The sequence below is a fragment of the Streptosporangium sandarakinum genome, assembly GCF_013409935.1.
Taxonomy (GTDB): Bacteria; Actinomycetota; Actinomycetes; order Streptosporangiales; family Streptosporangiaceae; genus Streptosporangium; species Streptosporangium nondiastaticum.
On sequence record NZ_JACCCO010000001.1, the window covers coordinates 2,692,633 to 2,708,848 of the forward strand.

Sequence of the window (16,216 nt, forward strand, 5' to 3'; positions counted from 1 at the left end):
TGGCTTCGTGGCGAGCGCCCCGCCGGTGACACGACCGCGCCCGACCACCCGGCCGCGGGTCGGCACGGTCACCACCGCGACGTCGCCGGCCCGTCCGGCGGGCCATGTCCACCCCTGCGCCATGACCACCGCCGCGACGGCGCCGGTCCATCCAGCGGACCACGTCCACCCCCACGCCATGATCGCCGCCGTGCCGTATCGGTCCGGAGAAGGGCGGGCCCGCCGTACCGGACGCCCACGCCGGTCTGTCGTACGGTTCGCCGGACCGATCATTCCGTGACCGATTCTGTAGGCTCGAAGGGCCATGGACGTGAAACCCCCCGCGGCGGCAGACCCGGTCTCCCGCCCGTCTGCGCCCCTGCCCGCACCCGCCCGGCCGAGCAGGACGGCGATCGTGTTACGCCGCGCCGGAATCGCCCTCGCCGGGATCTGCGTGGCCGCCCTCACCGCCGCCGCGTGCGTGCTCTCCTTCGAGGATCTGCGCGCGCTCGCCGTGACCGGCGAGGCGGATCCCGGACTGGCCTACCTGTACCCCGCGGCCTTCGACGCGCTGCTCGTCATCGCGATGACCGCCGCGCTGCTGCTGTGGAACGGCCGCTGGCCGGCCCGTCTGCAGGCGGGCCTGGTGCTGGCGTTGCTGCTCGCCGCCGCGTCCGCCGCCGAGGTGACCACGGCGATGCGGGCCCCGGTGGACGTACGGCAGGCGGCCGTCGGGGTGGCCGTCGCCCCGTGGGTGATGGTGCTGCTGGCGCTGTGGCTCTGGTTCCTGCTGATCAAGCACGGCGCCGGCCGGCGGACCGCGTCCGGCCCGGGTACGGCGGGCCGGAACGGCCACGGCGGGTACACCGGGGGCACCGGGGACGAGGCCGGGTGGCGGGACCGCGGTGACATCGTGCCGTTCCCGGACGCCGCCTCCGGCCCCGTCGCGGGCACGTCCTCCCCGGGCGGCGCCTCCGGCCCCATCGCGGACGGCCCCTCGGCCACCGCGAGCACGCGTTCGCCGAGCGCCACCCCATACGCCGCCCCGACCGACGCGACGGACGACACAGCGGACGGCACAGCCGACGGCGATCGCCCGCGGGCCGCCCGTCCCGTGGAGCGTGCCCCGCACACCCCGCCCGGGGAACCGGTCCATCACGCTCCGGTGGAGACCCCGCTCGATCCGCAGGCCGCCCCGCCGCTGGAGTCGGCGCCGCACCACGACCTGCCGCCCGCCGTTCCGCTGGTCGGCCCCACCCCGGCCCCGGAGACCCCCGAGGTCGACGAACTGCCGCCGACCGGCGATCCGGACCCGGACCCCGTCCCTGCGCGTCCTACGGCTCCCGAAGCGCCCACCGGTTCCAGGCCCTCCACCGGATTCGAGCCTTCCGGCTCCGAGGACTCCACCGCCCCCGAGCCGACCGTCGAGCCGCCCGTCGTCCGGGAGTCCTCCGAGACCCCGCCCGCCCCCGAGCCGACCGCCGCTCCCACGCCCGGCAGGCCGGTGCGCTGGGGGGATCTGCTTCGTCCCTCGAAGGGTGACGTGCTGGTCCATCCGCTCCGCCCCGCCGCACCGGAGGCCGGGGCCGCCGGGCAAGAGGCCGACGAGCGCGGGGCCGACACCCAGCCGATGCTCGCGATCCCCGACAAGGACGAGAGCGGGGACGAGGAGCGGGATCCGGCGGGGAGGTCCGGGGCGGCGGGTTCTGTCCCGGATCCCGATCCGGCGCACAGCGCCGAGACCGCCGACCCCGGCGAGGGGTCCGCGGACGGCGGCTCGGCCACGGCCCCGCCGCCCTCGGGGCGCATGCGGAGCACGCCCACCCCGCCGGACGAGTGAGGTCCTGACCGGCCGTCCCCGCGCCACCGTGCGACCCGTCCCCGTGACGCCGTACGCTCGCCCGGCCTCGGCCGGCAAGGTGCCGACCCATGACAGAGGGCGGTGGCCGCGTCGTGACGCGGCCACCGCCCTCTGCCCGATGCCGGACCGGCCCGCAGCTATTCGCTCACACCTCGGTGAGCGGCGCCCCACTGCGGACCGGCGCCCTGCTCACCTCCGCGCCCGTCCCCGGATGGACCGGGGCCGACCACCTCACGACATGTCGGGAAATGGTCGGAACGGTGGTGACCTACTCGCCTGTCGGGCCAGCCGAGCAGGTCACCCGCGAAGGCGGTGGCGCCGTGCGGGCCGCCGCCTTCACCTCCGGGCCGGAGGGCGTTCTTCCGGGTCACGGCGAGGCGATCGGGGCCGGGCCCCGCCGTACCGGTCGTTCTATTCCGCGGGACCGCCGCCGGGTCCCGTTCCGCGGATCTCCCGCCCGCTGCGGGGGAGATCCGCGGAACGGGACCCGGCGGCGGCTCACGTCGCGGGCCGTTACACGCCGATGGCTCACACCCTGGAGCGCGACCGTCGCAGACCGGCGACCAGGCCGACACCGACGGCGGCGAGGACGATCTGCATGACAAGCTCGATCCAGTCGATGCCGTCCGTGGTGGCCACGCCGAGGGACTGGGCGATCGCGGTGCCGATGAGCGCGGCGACGATGCCGACGGCGATGGTCAGGAACCAGCCGATCGGCTGCCGGCCGGGAAGCACGAGACGACCGAGGGCGCCGACGATGGCGCCGATGACGATGGCCCCGAGGATGGACGCGATGGTCATATCAACCTCCTCAATGGGATGAGATCTTCACCTCACGGGAAGCTCGCTACCCTCCGGGCCGGAGTTATGCGCGGCGGCCGGGAAATCCTGGATCAGGGACTTTTCCGCGGCTGCATCTGGGCGACGGCCAGCACCCCGATGACCGCGAGTGCGAGCTGGATGAGGTGTTCCCACCAGTCGATCCCCGGTGTGTCGGCGAGCCCGAGAGCGGCGGCGATGGCGGTGCCGATGAGCGCGGCGACGATGCCGACGATGACCGTCATGCCGATGGAGATGTTCTGCCGGCCGGGAAGGATGAGGCGCGCCAGCGCCCCGATGACGGCGCCGATGATGATCGCGGCGATGATGGATCCGAGCATGTCCGGCTCTCCCCCCGATACGGAGCATGTCATCAGGGGGTTACCCAGGACGTTCACCGGTCATTCGGGAAAGGTGGTGGCCCGCACCGCGCCAGTTGACGGGCCACCGCCCCGAATACCTCGGCGGGCATTCCGCACCGCCCGCCGGAACGCTTTCGCGTTCGTAAAGGAGACGTCCGCCTCCCGGTTCGGGTTCACCCGCCGGGGGACATCCGCCTCCGGGTCCTGGCGCGCCGCGCCAGGAGACGCTCCCGGGTCCGACGACGCCGCGTCAGGCGAGGCCCTCCCCCGGGTTCCGAATCGTCATGACGGGTTCCGGCTCATCACGATCGCGGTCGCGACGGCCGCCACGCCCTCACCGCGCCCGGTGAGGCCCAGGCCGTCGGTCGTGGTGGCGCTGACGCTCACCGGTGCGCCCACGACCGCCGAGAGCGCCCTCTCCGCCTCGACCCGTCGCGGCGCGAGCTTGGGCCGGTTGCCGATCACCTGGACGGCCACGTTGCCGATCTCGAAGCCGGCCGCGCGCACCGTACGGGCGGCCTCGCCCAGCAGGGTGACGCCGGAAGCGCCCGCCCAGCGGGGGTCCGCGGTGCCGAACAGCCCGCCGAGGTCACCGAGACCCGCCGCGGACAGCAGCGCGTCACAGGCGGCGTGGGCCGCCGCGTCACCGTCGGAGTGCCCGGCGAGACCGGTCTCTCCAGGCCAGTGGAGCCCCGCGAGGTGCAACTCGCGACCGGATGCGAACGGGTGGACGTCGACTCCGACGCCCACCCGCGGAAATATCGTGTTCAGGAGTTGAGAACCTCGTCCAGAAGTGCCTCGGCCTTGTCCTCGTTGGTCTTCTCCGCGAGCGCGAGCTCGCTGACCAGGATCTGCCGGGCCTTGGCCAGCATTCGCTTCTCTCCTGCGGAGAGCCCGCGCTCCTTGTCTCGTCGCCACAGGTCGCGAACGACCTCGGCCACCTTGTTGACGTCACCGGACGCCAGCTTCTCCAAGTTGGCCTTGTAGCGGCGGGACCAGTTCGTGGGCTCTTCGGTGTGAGGCATGCGAAGCACGTCGAAAACGCGCTCAAGGCCCTCTTGACCGACGACATCGCGAACGCCGACGAGTTCGGCGTTGTCTGCCGGCACCTGGACGGTAAGGTCGCCCTTGTCGACCTTGAGGACCAGGTAGGTCCTTTCCTCACCCTTGATGGTCCGGGTCGTGATTGCCTCGATCCGAGCAGCCCCGTGGTGGGGGTAGACGACAGTGTCGCCGACCTGGAAAGTCATGTGACAAGTACCCCTTCCGCTGTACTCAAGAGTACCACGTATCCACAGCCTCCCGGAACAGTGAAATCACCATAACTGCAGGTCAAAGCGGCATCTTATGGCTTGACAAATATTCTCTCCTGTGAATCGGCAGGCTGAAAAGCGGTCCCCACCTGCATTCGGCACTCCTCCGCGATCAGGTGGGCCGCCGGAAAACCCGGTATTGGACACGGATAGGGTTGGCCCTGTCCTGCATCCAGTGTGACAAGGAGACCCCGTACCGTGACCCGCAACAGCCGTCGCTGGGCGATCGCCGCCGCCGCGTTCCTCGCCGCCGCCCCCGTCCTGGCCGGCTGCGGTACCGGGGAGGACGCCAACACCAGCAAGCCCTACCACCCGACCGAGGCCGTCACCGTCAGGCAGAACGGCATCGACATCTCCCAGGCGTTCTTCCTCGGCCCCGAGCCCGGCTCGAAGATCCAGGCCGGTGGGGCGATCCCGCTGTACATGTCGCTGGTCAACAGCGCGCGGACCGCCGACCAGCTCGTCGGCGTCGGCATCGACCCGGCCGTGGGCACCGCGAAGATCCCCGCACCCGTCGAGCTCAAGACGGGTCAGGGCGTGCGGATCGGCACGCCCACGCCCACCATCGTGGTGGAGGGCCTGAAGCAGCCCCTGGGCGGCGGGGAGAGCATCAAGATCCAGCTGCAGTTCGCCAACGCGGGCATCATCCCGGTGACGGTTCCCGTCATCACCCGTAGCCGCGAGTTCGCCACCCTGGCCCCGGCGCCGGGCGGGGACCAGTCGTCCACGCCGTCCGCCACGCCGTCGGCGAGCCCCTCGGAGGGCGCGACGGCGTCGCCGTCCCCCAGCCCCTCCACCACCGAGTGACCGGCGGCGGCCCGCGCGATTCCGCGTCGGCCGCGCCACCGTGAACATGCGAAGGGGGCGTGCGGGACGACTTCCCGCACGCCCCCTTCGTCAGCCCTCCACGGGGTCGAACTTGTAGCCCAGCCCGCGGACCGTGAGGATGCAGCGCGGGTTGGAGGGATCCGCCTCGACCTTGGCTCGCAGCCGCTTGACGTGCACGTCCAGGGTCTTGGTGTCGCCCACGTAGTCGGCGCCCCAGACCCGGTCGATGAGCTGGCCCCGGGTGAGCACCCGGCCGGCGTTGCGCAGCAGCACCTCCAGCAGCTCGAACTCCTTCAGCGGGAGCTGCACCTGGTCACCCCGGACGGCGACGACGTGCCGGTCGACGTCCATCCGGACCGGGCCGGCGGTCAGCACCGCCGACTCCGTCTCCTCGGTGTCGCCCTGACGGCGCAGCACCGCGCGGATGCGGGCCACCAGCTCCCGGGAGGAGAACGGCTTGGTCACGTAGTCGTCGGCGCCCAGCTCCAGCCCGACGACCTTGTCGATCTCGCTGTCCTTGGCGGTGAGCATGATCACCGGGACGTTGGAACGCTGGCGCAGCGAGCGGCAGACCTCGGTCCCCGGCAGGCCGGGCAGCATCAGGTCCAGCAGCACCAGGTCTGCGCCGTTGCGGTCGTAGGCGTCCAGCGCCTCGGGGCCGGTGGCCGCGACCGCGACCTCGAAGCCCTCCTTGCGCAGCATGTAGGACAGGGCGTCGGAGAAGGACTCCTCGTCCTCGACGACAAGCACGCGGGTCACTGCGCGGCCTCCAGGGGGATCGGGGTGTTACGGGGTACGGCTACCGCCTGTCCGCCGAACGCGGGCAGGCGGAGGGTGAAGGTGGAGCCGGAGCCTTCCTTGCTCCACACCGTCACCGCGCCGTTGTGGGCGGCGGCGACGTGTTTGACGATGGCCAGGCCGAGGCCGGTGCCCCCGGTGGCGCGCGAGCGGGCGGCGTCGACGCGGAAGAACCGCTCGAAGATCCGCTCCTGGGCGCTCTCCGGGATGCCGATCCCCTGGTCGCTCACGCTGATCTCGATCGACTCGTGGTGCGGGCCCACGGCACGCGCGCTGACCACGACCCGGGTCTGCTCGGGGCTGTAGGCGACCGCGTTGTCGATGAGGTTGCGCAGCGCGGTGACGAGGAGCTCGTCGTCGCCCCAGATCCGCAGGCCCTCGACGCCCCCGGTGACCAGGCTGATGTTCTTGGCCGCGGCGGTGGTATTGCAGCGGTCGATGGCCTCGTGCACGGCGTCGTCGATCGGGACGGGCCCCGGGGTGGGGATGGGTTCGGCCCCCTGGATGCGGGAGAGCGTGATGAGGTCCTGGACGAGGTAGGTCAGGCGGGCGGCCTCGTGCTGCATCCGCCCGGCGAAGCGGGTGACCGCCTCGGGGTCGTCGGCGGCGTCCTGGATGGTCTCGGCCAGCAGCGACAGCGCGCCCACCGGCGTCTTGAGCTCGTGGCTCACGTTGGCGACGAAGTCGCGGCGCACCGCCTCGACCCGGCGGTGCTCGGTCTGGTCCTCGGCGAGCACGAGCACCTGGCCGTAGGAGCCCAGCGGGGCGACCCGGACCGCGAAGCAGGTGGAGTCCTGGCCGAACTTGTGCCCGGCGACCTCGATCTCGTTCTCCCGGATCTCGCCGTCCCGGCGGACCCGCCTGGCCATCGCGAGGAGCTCGGCCACCACCAGGTGGTCACCCTTGACGAGGCCGAACGCCCGGGCGGCCGAACTGGCCCGGAGCACCCTGTCGTCCCTGTCGAGCACGACCGCCGAGGACGGCAGCACGGCCAGCACGGAGGCGACGCCCGGTGGCAGCGCACCGGGCGCGACGTCGTCCACCGGCGTCAGCACGACACGCCGTCCCTCGATGTTGTGCCGGACGACCATCACGGCCAGCGCTCCGACGACGAAGCCGGCCAGCGCGGCCAAGCTCGCCAGCAGCTCACTCATGCGGTCCTCCTGTAGGCTTCACGGTCCCGATGGTAGGCGGGCGTTTTCCCCTTCAGGCAGCTCAGAGCGGCACTACAACGGCCTTTCCCGCAATGTTCACTTTACGGTCGGGGTTCGTTCACCGTCGCCCGCGTACGTTGAGGGCCATGCGCGACCTCTATCACGAAGAACTCGACGCCCTCACCGACCGGCTGATCGAGATGACCCGCCTGGTGCGTTCCGGGATCTCCCGGGCCACCACCGCCCTGCTGGACTCCGATCTCCAGCTCGCGGAGAGCGTCATCTCCCAGGACGAGGAGGTCGATCGGCTCTTCGCGGAGATGGAGGCGTCGATCTTCGACCTGATGGCCCGGCAGCAGCCGGTGGCCGTCGACCTCCGCATGGTCATCGCCGCCCTGCGGATGGGCACCGACCTGGAGCGGATGGGCGACCTCGCCGAGCACGTGGCCAAGGTCGTACGGCTGCGCCACCCGGAGTCGGCGATCCCGCCGGAGCTGCGCGCCACCATCCTGGAGATGGGGCAGGTCGCCGAGCGCCTGGTCACCAAGACCGGCAGCTGCATCGCCTCGCGCGACGTGGAGTCCGCCATGGAGATGCACGGCGACGACGACGCCATGGACCGGCTGCACCGCCGACTGTTCAAGATCCTGCTGGCCGACGACTGGAAGCACGGCGTCGAGCCTGCCATCGACGTGACGCTGATCGGCCGCTACTACGAGCGCTACGCCGACCACGCGGTCCGCATCGCCAACGACGTGGTCTACCTGGTGACCGGTTCCCGGCCGCAGGACGGCGTCCTGTAGCGGAACCGCGGGACCACGGAATCACCGGATCGGGAGCCGGTGGGCACCGTCACCGCGGAAACCGGGAGCGGAAACGCGGGATCGGGGGAGGGGGAAGGGCCCGTCGGCGCGGCGGGCCTCTCCCCTTTTCACGTGGTTTCCCGTGGTTCCCATGGTTTCGCTTTCGGCCGGGGGCGGGCCTTTCCCGTGGCCTCGTTCTGGGCCGGCGGCGGGCCGCTCCGGTCACGCCGGGGCGGCCCCTCGGGGCCTACCGGCCCTGGTTGGCCACGGCCTCGATGGCGGACGCGGCGGCCTCTGGGTCGAGGTACTCGCCGCCCTTGACCACCGGGTGGAAGTCGTCGTCCAGCTCGTAGCGGAGCGGGATGCCGGTGGGGATGTTGAGCCCGGCGATCTCGTCGTCGCCGATCTGATCGAGGTGCTTGACCAGCGCCCGCAGCGAGTTGCCGTGCGCGACGACCAGGACGGTACGGCCCGCCGCCAGGTCGGGGACGATCCGGTCGTACCAGTAGGGCAGCATCCGCTCGACGACGTCCTTGAGGCACTCGGTCCGCGGCATCAGCTCGCCCGGCAGCAGGGTGTAGCGCGGGTCGCCGGCCTGCGAGAACTCGTCGTCGTCGGCGATCGGAGGCGGCGGGACGTCGTAGGAGCGGCGCCAGAGCATGAACTGCTCGTCACCGAACTCGGCCCGGGTCTGGGCCTTGTCCTTGCCCTGGAGCGCGCCGTAGTGACGCTCGTTGAGCCGCCAGGAGCGGTTGACCGGGAGCCAGAGCAGGTCCGCGGTGCCCAGCGCGAGGTTCGCGGTCTGGATCGCCCGGGTCAGCACCGAGGTGTGGAGCACGTCGGGCCGCACCCCGGCCTCCACCAGCAGCCGACCGCCGCGCCGCGCCTCCTCCTCGCCCTTTTCCGACAGCCCGGCGTCCACCCACCCGGTGAACAGCCCCTTGGCGTTCCATTCGCTTTCGCCATGCCGCAACAGCACCAAAGTCGCCATGCGGACAAGCCTAGAGCGTGCCCGCGCCCCGCTACGGAGCGGCCACTGCGTCGGGGTCCTCCGCCCGCCGGGTCTTCTCACCGTCGAGGTCCGCCGGCCGCCGGATCTCCCCTGCCGCCGGAACCCGCCGCCCGCCGGGCCTCCTCACCGTCGGGGTCCGCCGGTCGTCGGCCCTTCCTCGTCCTCGGGACCCGCCAGCCGCTGGATCTCGTCGTAGGAGGGGACCTCGGCGACCGGGTGGCCGCCCGCGGCGACGGCCCGCGCCGTACCCGTGATCGCGCCCAGCGCCGCGCGGAACAGCAGCGAGCCGAAGCTGATCCGCCGCACCCCCAGCTCCGCCAGCCGGGACTGCGGCACCCCCGGCTGGACGAGCACGTTCAGCGGCACCCCGGCCGCCGCGGCGAGCGTCTCCAGGTCCCGCCCGGCGGTCGCGCCCGGGACGAACACCCCGTCGGCTCCGGCGTCGGCGTAGATCCGCACCCGCCGTACGGCCTCGGCGAGGGCGCCGGGCATGCCCAGCCAGAACGGGTCGGTGCGGGCGTTGACGAACAGGTGCGGCGCGCTGTCCTTGATCGCCTTGATCAGCTCCGCCTGCTCGGCGGGATCGGCCAGCCGGTCACCGCGGCCGTCCTCGACGTTGACGCCCGCGATCCCCATGGCGGCCAGGCTCCCGGCCAGTTCGGCGACCTGGGCGGGTGAGCCGCCGAAACCGTCCTCGATGTCCACCGTGACCGGAACGTCCAGATGCGCGATCCGGCGGGCCAGCGCCAGCGTCTCGGCGCGTGTCGCGCCCGCGGCGTCCGGCTTGCCCGCCGCGGCGGCCACCCCCAGGCTGGTGGTCCCCACGGCCGCGAACCCGGCCGCCGCCAGCACCGCGGCCGAGGCGTGGTCCCAGGCGTTGGGCAGCAACAGCGGCTCCGGGCCGTGGTGCAGCGCCCTGAAACGCTCGAACGCCGTCGCCGTCGCGCCACCCGCCGTCTTCGCCGCTTCCATCCCCGCCACCCTCGTCTCCCTCGTCCCCATCGCCGCCTCCGTACCCATCGCCTTCGTCACTCCCATCCCTCCGGTCATCGCCGTACCGCCTCGATCGTCATCGCCGTACCGCCTCGATCGTCATCGCCGTATCGCCTCGACCACACCGGCCGCCAGCGCCAGCGCGATCCGCTCGGCGGGGCAGGGCCGCGGTCCCGCCCCGAAGGTCAGGTGCCGCGGGGAACGGCCGGGCCGGAAGCGGTCCGGGTCGTCGAACACGTGCGGATCCCGGTTGGCCGCGGCCACGTCCAGCAGCACCGTCGTCCCGGCCGGGACTCCCCCGGCGGCCTGCCGTACGGCGACGCGGCGCAGCGTCCGCACCGGCGGGTCGTGGCGCAGCGTCTCGGCCAGCAGGTCCTCCACCGGGCAGGGGCCGGCGTCCGCCGCCAGCGCGTTCCGGACGAGATCGGCGGTCGCCGCGCACGCCTGGGCGAGCAGCCCGGCCAGTACGGCGAGCCGCTCCGGCTCCGGGTCGCCGAGCAGCCGCGACAACTCGGCCAGGCCCGCGTCGGCCGCGGCATCGTCCGGGGCGGCCTGGACGGGCGAGGCGACCGGGGAGGGCGGGGTCGCGGGGGGCAGGTAGGCCGGGGCGAGGGCCGCGACCGCCCGTGCGGCCCGCGCGCCGTCCTCGGCCCGCACACCCAGCGCGACGGCCAGCACCTCGACCGGCACCAGTTCCGGGCCGGGATGCCCCGCCGCCCGCCGGAACGCCTCGGCGCGCAGCGCCCGCTCGTCCAGTCCGGCGAGCACGCCCACCGACGCGGCCCGGCGGGCGGCGTGCACCGGGCCGTCGGCGAAACGGCCGACCGCGCCGCGCAGCCAGGCCACGGTCAGCGAGAAGGGCGGCCGCGGCACGGCGGGCACGGTCAGGGCGGGATCGGCCAGGAGCGCCCGCACCTCGTCGTAACGGCTCACGACCACCGGCTGGGCCGGCCGGGCCGCGCTGTTCGGCTGAGAGGTCATGACCCGTACGCTAGGCGCGGAACCCTTCGGCGCCGACCGAAACGTCCGGCGGGGCGCGGCCGGGCTCGGCGAACCGGGCTCAGTGGCCGGGCCCGGCAGCCGGGCTCAGTGGCCGGGCTCGGCGAACCGGGCGAACGCCCTGAGGTTGGCCAGCGACTCGCCGCGCTTGGCGCGCCACTCCCACTCGCGCCGGATCGAGGAGGCGAAGCCCAGCTCCAGCGCCCGGTCGAAACCCTCGTCCGAGTAGGTCAGCACGCAGCCCAGCAGCCGGTCGATCTCCTCCTCGGAGACCGCGGCGAGCGGCACCCGGCCGACGAGGTAGACGTCGCCGACGGGGTCGAGGGCGAAGTGCACACCGTACATGGAGCCGTTCTTGGTCAGCAGCCAGCGGTAGAACTCGACGTGGTTCTCGTCGGGCTGGCGGCAGAAGAACGCCTCGACGTGCAGCGCCTGGTCGCCGACGATCAACCATGTCATGGTGGCGAGCTTGTGCTGGCCGGGGAGTTTGACCAGGAATGCCCCCGGCCGGGGCTCCTCGTAGGAGACCTCAGCGCCTTTCAGCGCCGCCTCGATCACTTCGCGCATGCGTCCACCCTACGAGCCGCCCGCGAGGAGGGGCGCGACTCGGAGAGCGGGCGGGCGGCGGGAGACGGCGGGACGGAGACGGACGACGCGGGAGGTCGGCGGGAGACGGCGGGACGCGGGGTCAGCAGGAGACGGCGATCGGGACGCGGTGCAGGTGCGCCATCGCTCCGGCGTAGACCTCCGAGAGGCGGGCGGCGGTGGCCGACCACCCGAAGGCCGCCGCGTGGTTCACCGCGCCCGCCGACAGCGCGTCGCGCCAGGCGGGCCGGTCCACGAACCGGGTGAGCACCCGCCCCCAGTCGTGCGGGTCGTGACCCTCGACGAGCACGCCGGAGACGCCGTCGCGCACGGCGGTGCGCAGGCCGCCCACGGAGGCCGCGGCGACCGGGGTGCCGCAGGCCTGCGACTCCAGGGCGACCAGGCCGAACGACTCGTTGTGCGAGGGGACGGCGGTGACGTCGGCCGCGCGGTACCAGTCGGCCAGTTCCGGCTGGGGTGCCGGCGGGACGATCCTGACGACGTCCTCGATGCCCAGGGAGGCGGCCAGGTCGGACAGGTACGAGGGCCGGCTCAGGCCGTTGCCGCTGAGGCCGCCGACGCAGGCGACGATGAGCGTCCGCCGGAGCGAGGGACGCTGAGCGATCATCCGGGCCGCGGCGCGCAGCAGCACGTCGGGGGCCTTGAGCGGCTGCACCCGGCCCACGAACAGCAGCACGTGGGCGTCGCGCGGCAGGCCGAGCCGGTGGCGGGCCGCCCTGCGGGACCCGGGCCGGAAGACGCCGAGGTTCACCCCGGGGCTGACGACGGCGACGCGGCCGGGGGTGGCGCCGTACAGGTCGACGAGCTCGCGGGCCTCGGTCGGGGTGTTGGCCACCAGGCGGTCGGCGATCTGGACGACCTGCTCCTCGCCCAGCACCCGCCCCGCGGGCTCGGGCTTGTCGTCCTCGGCCAGCAGGAGGTTCTTCACCTTGGCCATGGTGTGCATGGTGTGCACCAGCGGCACGCCCCAGCGCTCCTTGGCCAGCCAGCCCACCTGGCCCGACAGCCAGTAGTGGGAGTGGATCAGGTCGTAACGTCCCGGGTCGTACATCGCCTCGGTGCGCAGCACGCCCGACAGGAAGGCGCAGAGCTGGCCGGGCAGGTCGCCCTTGTCGAGCTCCTCGTACGGTCCCGCGGTGATGTGGCGGACGGAGACGCCCGGGACGATCTCGGCGATCGGGGGCAGGTCACGGGCCGTCTGCCTGGTGAAGATCTCGACCTCGATCCCGAGATCGGCCAGGCGTTTGGCCACCTCCACGATGTAGACGTTCATGCCGCCCGCGTCCCCGGTCCCCGGTTGGTCCAGGGGGGACGTGTGCATGCTGATCGTCGCGACCCGGCTGACCCGCCGTCGCCTCACGGACACCACCTCCGAAAACGCTTTAACCACTCAATACTTCGCAACATTCCCAGCATCCGGACTCCCCGGGGGTACCGGTGAACCGCCCTGGCAGGATGGGACGCCATGAGGAAGACAGCGGTCGTCACGGGTGCAAGCAGCGGGATCGGCGCGGCCACGGCGCGCCGGCTGGCCGCCGAGGGGTTCGACGTGGTGGCGGGCGCGCGGCGCCGCGACCGGCTCGACGCCCTGGCCGCCGAGGTGCCGGGGATCCGCCCGGTGACCCTGGACGTGACCTCCCAGGAGTCGGTGGACGAGTTCGCCGCCTCGCTCGACCGCTGCGACGTCCTGGTGAACAACGCGGGCGGCGCGATCGGCCTCGAACCGGTGGCCGGCGCCGACGTGGCCGACTGGCAGCGGATGTACGACGTCAACGTGCTCGGCTCGCTCCGGATGACCAGGGCCCTGCTGCCCCGCCTGATCGAGTCGGGCGACGGCGTGCTGCTGATGCTCACCTCGGTGGCCGGGCTGGTCTCCTACGAGGGCGGCGGCGGTTACGTCGCGGCCAAGCACGCCCAGAGCTCGATGGCCGAGGTGCTGCGGCTGGAGCTGTGCGGCGAGCCGGTCCGGATCGTCGAGGTGGCTCCGGGGATGGTGCACACCGAGGAGTTCTCGCTGAACCGCTTCCGGGGCGACTCCGCCGCCGCCGGCCACGTCTACCAGGGCGTCCCCGACCCCCTGTCGGCCGACGACGTCGCCGACGCCATCGCCTGGTGCGTCACCCGCCCCGCCCACGTGAACATCGACCGGCTGGTCATCCGGCCCCGCGCCCAGGCCGCCCAGCACAAGGTCCACCGCGTCTGACGATGGCGAAACCGGTCGGGGAGATCACCAGGGGGACCACGGGCCACAACCGGCTGCGGCGGGTGGACCGCTGGATCACCGCCGCCTGCGGGCGGCTCCTGCGGTCGGCGGACCGCCCACTGGTGGTCGACCTGGGCTACGGGGCCTCGCACATCACGACCCTGGAGCTGTTCGAACGGCTGCGCGCGGTCTGCCCGTCGGTCGAGGTCGTCGGGGTGGAGATCGACCCGGCCCGGGTGGCGGCGGCCAGGCCGTACGAGCGGCCGGGGCTGTCCTTCAGGCTCGGCGGCTTCGAGCTGCCGGTGGGCAGGCCGCCGCTGCTGGTGCGGGCCTTCAACGTGCTGCGGCAGTACGGCGAGGCCGAGGCGTGGGAGCACTGGGCGCTGCTGCGGAGCCGGATCGCGCCGGGCGGGATGATCGTCGAGGGCACCTGCTCGGAGGTGGGGCACCGGGCGACCTGGGTGGGGCTCGACGAGCACGGCCCGCGGACGCTGACCTTCGCGGCCCGGTTCGACGCCTTCGACCGTCCCTCCGACCTCGCCGAGCGGCTGCCCAAGACGCTGATCCACCGCAACGTCCCCGGCGAGCCCGTTCACGCCTTCCTGCGCGACTTCGACCGGGCCTGGGCGGTCAACGCCGCCCTCGGCGCCCACGGCGCGCGGCAGCGCTGGATCGCCGCCGCCCGGATGCTCGCCGCGGCCTGGCCGGTGGCCGTGCGCCCGCCGCTCGGCGGCGAGGGCCGCTGGCGGCTCGGCGAGCTGACCCTCGACTGGGCGGCGGTCGCCCCCCGGAACCCGGGCCGGCCCCCGGAGCCCACGGCCGACGTCCGTGACCGGTGACCGGTGACCGGAATCCGCGACCGGCCGCCGGGAAGCCTCGACCGGCCGTTCCCGGGGTCCCGGCCCGCCCTTTCGCGTCCGGAGATCCGGGGCGTCCTCCCCGGAGCCCCGGGCCGATCACCTCGAAGCCGGAAACCCTGACGGGAAGGCCACTTCCGCGTGACTCGACAACCCGTAGTACTACCCCTCGTGGTGCGGGAGCTAGGCTTGTTCCCGTGAAGGGTCTGGGCGAGTTGGAACGCAGCATCATGGACATCATCTGGGCGCAGTCATCCCCGGTGACGGCGCGCGAGGTCGGGCGTCTGATCGCCGACCGGGACCTCGCGCCGACCACCGTGATGACCGTGCTCGACCGGCTGACCCGCAAGGGCTTCCTCGTGCGCACCCGTTCCGGGCGCGCCTGGCGCTACGAGCCGGCCGAGAGCCGCGACGCGTACGTCGCGGAGCTTATGCTTGAGGCGTTGGACATGACCGGAGACCGGTCCGCCGCGCTCACCAGGTTCGCCCAGGCCGTTTCCGGTAGCGAGGCGGAGATCCTGCTCAGAGCCCTTTCGGAGCTGGAGGACGAGTGATAGCCGCTGCAGCCCTGGCGATACTCGCCGTGGTCTGCGCGATTGGAGCCTGGCGGTTCACCCACGCACGGTGGACCTACCGCGCTCCCCATGTGGCCATCGTCCTGTGGCAGGCACTCGGGGTGACCTGGGGCCTCGCGGGGACGGGGGCCCTGCTGGCCTATGCCCTGGAGCCCTACCGGCAGGGTGTGCTGCACGGTCTCCTCTCCTTCGTCCACTCGGCCTTCGACGGCGGCTACGACGCCCCCGGCCCCTACGACGTGCCGAGGATCCTCGCCCTCATCACGGGACTGACCGCGCTGTCGGTGCTGGTCGTCGTGCTGCTCACCGCGGCCTCCCAGACGCTCCGTGCCCGGCGCCGTCACCGCGTCCTGCTGGCGCTGGTCTCCCATGACGACCCCGACGTCCCGGGCGTGCGGGTCCTCGACCACCCCGGCGCCACCGCCTACTGCGTGCCCGGCCTGCGTTCCCAGGTCGTCGTCAGCGCCGGCACCTTGAAGCTGCTGTCCCCCGACGAGCTGACCGCGGTGCTCGCCCACGAGAGCGCGCACGTCCGCGAGCGCCACGACCTGGTGCTGCTGCCGTTCGCCGCCCTGCACCGGGCGCTGCCCTGGTCGCGGCTGGTCAGACTGATACAGAGCGAGGTCGGCCTGCTGGTGGAGATGGCCGCCGACGACGCCGCCCGCCGCTACTGCTCACCCCGCCGCCTGGCCACCGCCCTGCTGCGCTTCGGTACGGCGGGCAGCGTCCCCGCCCCGCAGGGAACGCTCGGCGCGACGGGGACCTGCGACACGGTGATGGCCCGGGTGCAGCGCCTGGTCAACCCGGTGCCGGACCTGCCCCGGCGGATCCGCTACGCCATCGTCGCCTTCTCGGTCACGCTGACCTCCTCGGCCCCGCTGCTCTGGCTGATCCCGCACTGACCACGCCGGCCGTACGGCCGTGGCGCCACGCCGGCCGGGCATGCCCGCGCACGGCTCAGGACGCCGCGCCGGCCGCTCCGTTCCGCCTCATCGCGCCGGCCCGCGTTTGCTGGTGTTAGCCACCGTGTTTGCATTTGCAAGCAGAGTGGTGC

The 16,216-nt window shown here is 73.0% G+C and carries 18 protein-coding genes; 7 read left to right on the forward strand and 11 right to left on the reverse strand.

All coding sequences use genetic code 11. The annotated features are described in order from the left end of the window. Positions 1-304: 304 nt before the first annotated feature. On the forward strand, positions 305-1,819 hold the full coding sequence (locus tag HDA43_RS11905; RefSeq protein ID WP_179819787.1) for a DUF2637 domain-containing protein: 1,515 nt from the start codon (positions 305-307) through the stop codon (positions 1,817-1,819). Between the two features lie 549 nt (positions 1,820-2,368). On the opposite strand, the gene HDA43_RS11910 is transcribed toward HDA43_RS11905, so the two are convergent. From HDA43_RS11910 to HDA43_RS11925, 4 genes are all read right to left on the reverse strand, one after another. Then, positions 2,369-2,641, reverse strand: a complete 273-nt coding sequence (locus tag HDA43_RS11910) for a GlsB/YeaQ/YmgE family stress response membrane protein (protein WP_179819789.1) — start codon at positions 2,639-2,641, stop codon at positions 2,369-2,371. 92 nt (positions 2,642-2,733) lie between these two features. Beyond that, on the reverse strand, positions 2,734-3,000 hold the full coding sequence (locus HDA43_RS11915) for a GlsB/YeaQ/YmgE family stress response membrane protein (RefSeq protein ID WP_179819791.1): 267 nt from the start codon (positions 2,998-3,000) through the stop codon (positions 2,734-2,736). A 303-nt stretch (positions 3,001-3,303) separates the two neighbouring features. Further along, the gene (gene ispF / locus HDA43_RS11920; protein ID WP_179819793.1) at positions 3,304-3,771 is read right to left on the reverse strand and encodes a 2-C-methyl-D-erythritol 2,4-cyclodiphosphate synthase; all 468 of its coding nucleotides are present in this window, start codon (positions 3,769-3,771) and stop codon (positions 3,304-3,306) included. A 17-nt stretch (positions 3,772-3,788) separates the two neighbouring features. After that, positions 3,789-4,271: a CarD family transcriptional regulator gene (locus tag HDA43_RS11925; protein ID WP_012887713.1), complete on the reverse strand. Its 483-nt coding sequence runs from the start codon at positions 4,269-4,271 to the stop codon at positions 3,789-3,791. A gap of 261 nt (positions 4,272-4,532) precedes the next feature. Between HDA43_RS11925 and HDA43_RS11930 the strand changes: the two genes are divergently transcribed. Then, positions 4,533-5,141 carry a copper chaperone PCu(A)C domain-containing protein gene (locus tag HDA43_RS11930; protein WP_179819796.1) on the forward strand — a complete coding sequence of 203 codons (609 nt, stop codon included), beginning with the start codon at positions 4,533-4,535 and terminating at the stop codon, positions 5,139-5,141. A gap of 90 nt (positions 5,142-5,231) precedes the next feature. Here the strand turns inward: HDA43_RS11930 and HDA43_RS11935 are convergent, their stop codons facing one another. Together HDA43_RS11935 and HDA43_RS11940 are read right to left on the reverse strand one after the other, a co-directional pair. Continuing rightward, complete coding sequence (locus tag HDA43_RS11935) at positions 5,232-5,921, reverse strand: response regulator (RefSeq protein ID WP_179819799.1); 690 nt, start codon at positions 5,919-5,921, stop codon at positions 5,232-5,234. Continuing rightward, positions 5,918-7,114, reverse strand: coding sequence for a sensor histidine kinase (locus tag HDA43_RS11940; protein ID WP_179819802.1), 1,197 nt, complete (start codon positions 7,112-7,114; stop codon positions 5,918-5,920). The genes HDA43_RS11935 and HDA43_RS11940 overlap by 4 nt, the downstream gene beginning before the upstream one ends. A gap of 146 nt (positions 7,115-7,260) precedes the next feature. On the opposite strand from HDA43_RS11940, the gene phoU reads away from it, so the two are divergent. Continuing rightward, the gene (phoU, locus tag HDA43_RS11945; RefSeq protein WP_179819805.1) at positions 7,261-7,917 is read left to right on the forward strand and encodes a phosphate signaling complex protein PhoU; all 657 of its coding nucleotides are present in this window, start codon (positions 7,261-7,263) and stop codon (positions 7,915-7,917) included. A 247-nt stretch (positions 7,918-8,164) separates the two neighbouring features. Here phoU and HDA43_RS11950 read toward each other — a convergent pair whose 3' ends face one another. The 5 genes from HDA43_RS11950 to mshA form a co-directional block, all read right to left on the reverse strand. Then, positions 8,165-8,908: a phosphoglyceromutase gene (locus tag HDA43_RS11950; protein ID WP_179819807.1), complete on the reverse strand. Its 744-nt coding sequence runs from the start codon at positions 8,906-8,908 to the stop codon at positions 8,165-8,167. Between the two features lie 144 nt (positions 8,909-9,052). Next, the gene (locus HDA43_RS11955) at positions 9,053-9,961 is read right to left on the reverse strand and encodes an isocitrate lyase/PEP mutase family protein (RefSeq protein WP_312873198.1); all 909 of its coding nucleotides are present in this window, start codon (positions 9,959-9,961) and stop codon (positions 9,053-9,055) included. A gap of 60 nt (positions 9,962-10,021) precedes the next feature. Further along, the gene (locus HDA43_RS11960; protein ID WP_179819810.1) at positions 10,022-10,903 is read right to left on the reverse strand and encodes a cytochrome P450; all 882 of its coding nucleotides are present in this window, start codon (positions 10,901-10,903) and stop codon (positions 10,022-10,024) included. A gap of 105 nt (positions 10,904-11,008) precedes the next feature. After that, complete coding sequence (locus HDA43_RS11965) at positions 11,009-11,488, reverse strand: type III secretion system chaperone family protein (protein WP_179819812.1); 480 nt, start codon at positions 11,486-11,488, stop codon at positions 11,009-11,011. 121 nt (positions 11,489-11,609) lie between these two features. Beyond that, on the reverse strand, positions 11,610-12,848 hold the full coding sequence (gene mshA, locus HDA43_RS11970; RefSeq protein ID WP_218912126.1) for a D-inositol-3-phosphate glycosyltransferase: 1,239 nt from the start codon (positions 12,846-12,848) through the stop codon (positions 11,610-11,612). Positions 12,849-12,992: 144 nt separating this feature from the next. Here mshA and HDA43_RS11975 point away from each other — a divergent pair, with 144 nt between their 5' ends. The 4 genes from HDA43_RS11975 to HDA43_RS11990 all read left to right on the forward strand — a co-directional run bounded on the left by HDA43_RS11975 (position 12,993) and on the right by HDA43_RS11990 (position 16,064). Further along, positions 12,993-13,730, forward strand: coding sequence for an SDR family oxidoreductase (locus tag HDA43_RS11975; RefSeq protein ID WP_179819818.1), 738 nt, complete (start codon positions 12,993-12,995; stop codon positions 13,728-13,730). A gap of 2 nt (positions 13,731-13,732) precedes the next feature. Beyond that, a complete protein-coding gene (locus tag HDA43_RS11980; protein WP_179819821.1) occupies positions 13,733-14,569 on the forward strand; it encodes a class I SAM-dependent methyltransferase in 837 nt (278 codons plus the stop codon). Between the two features lie 215 nt (positions 14,570-14,784). Then, on the forward strand, positions 14,785-15,141 hold the full coding sequence (locus HDA43_RS11985) for a BlaI/MecI/CopY family transcriptional regulator (RefSeq protein ID WP_179819823.1): 357 nt from the start codon (positions 14,785-14,787) through the stop codon (positions 15,139-15,141). Next, complete coding sequence (locus HDA43_RS11990; protein ID WP_179819825.1) at positions 15,138-16,064, forward strand: M56 family metallopeptidase; 927 nt, start codon at positions 15,138-15,140, stop codon at positions 16,062-16,064. The genes HDA43_RS11985 and HDA43_RS11990 overlap by 4 nt, the downstream gene beginning before the upstream one ends. The last annotated feature ends 152 nt before the right edge of the window (positions 16,065-16,216 follow it).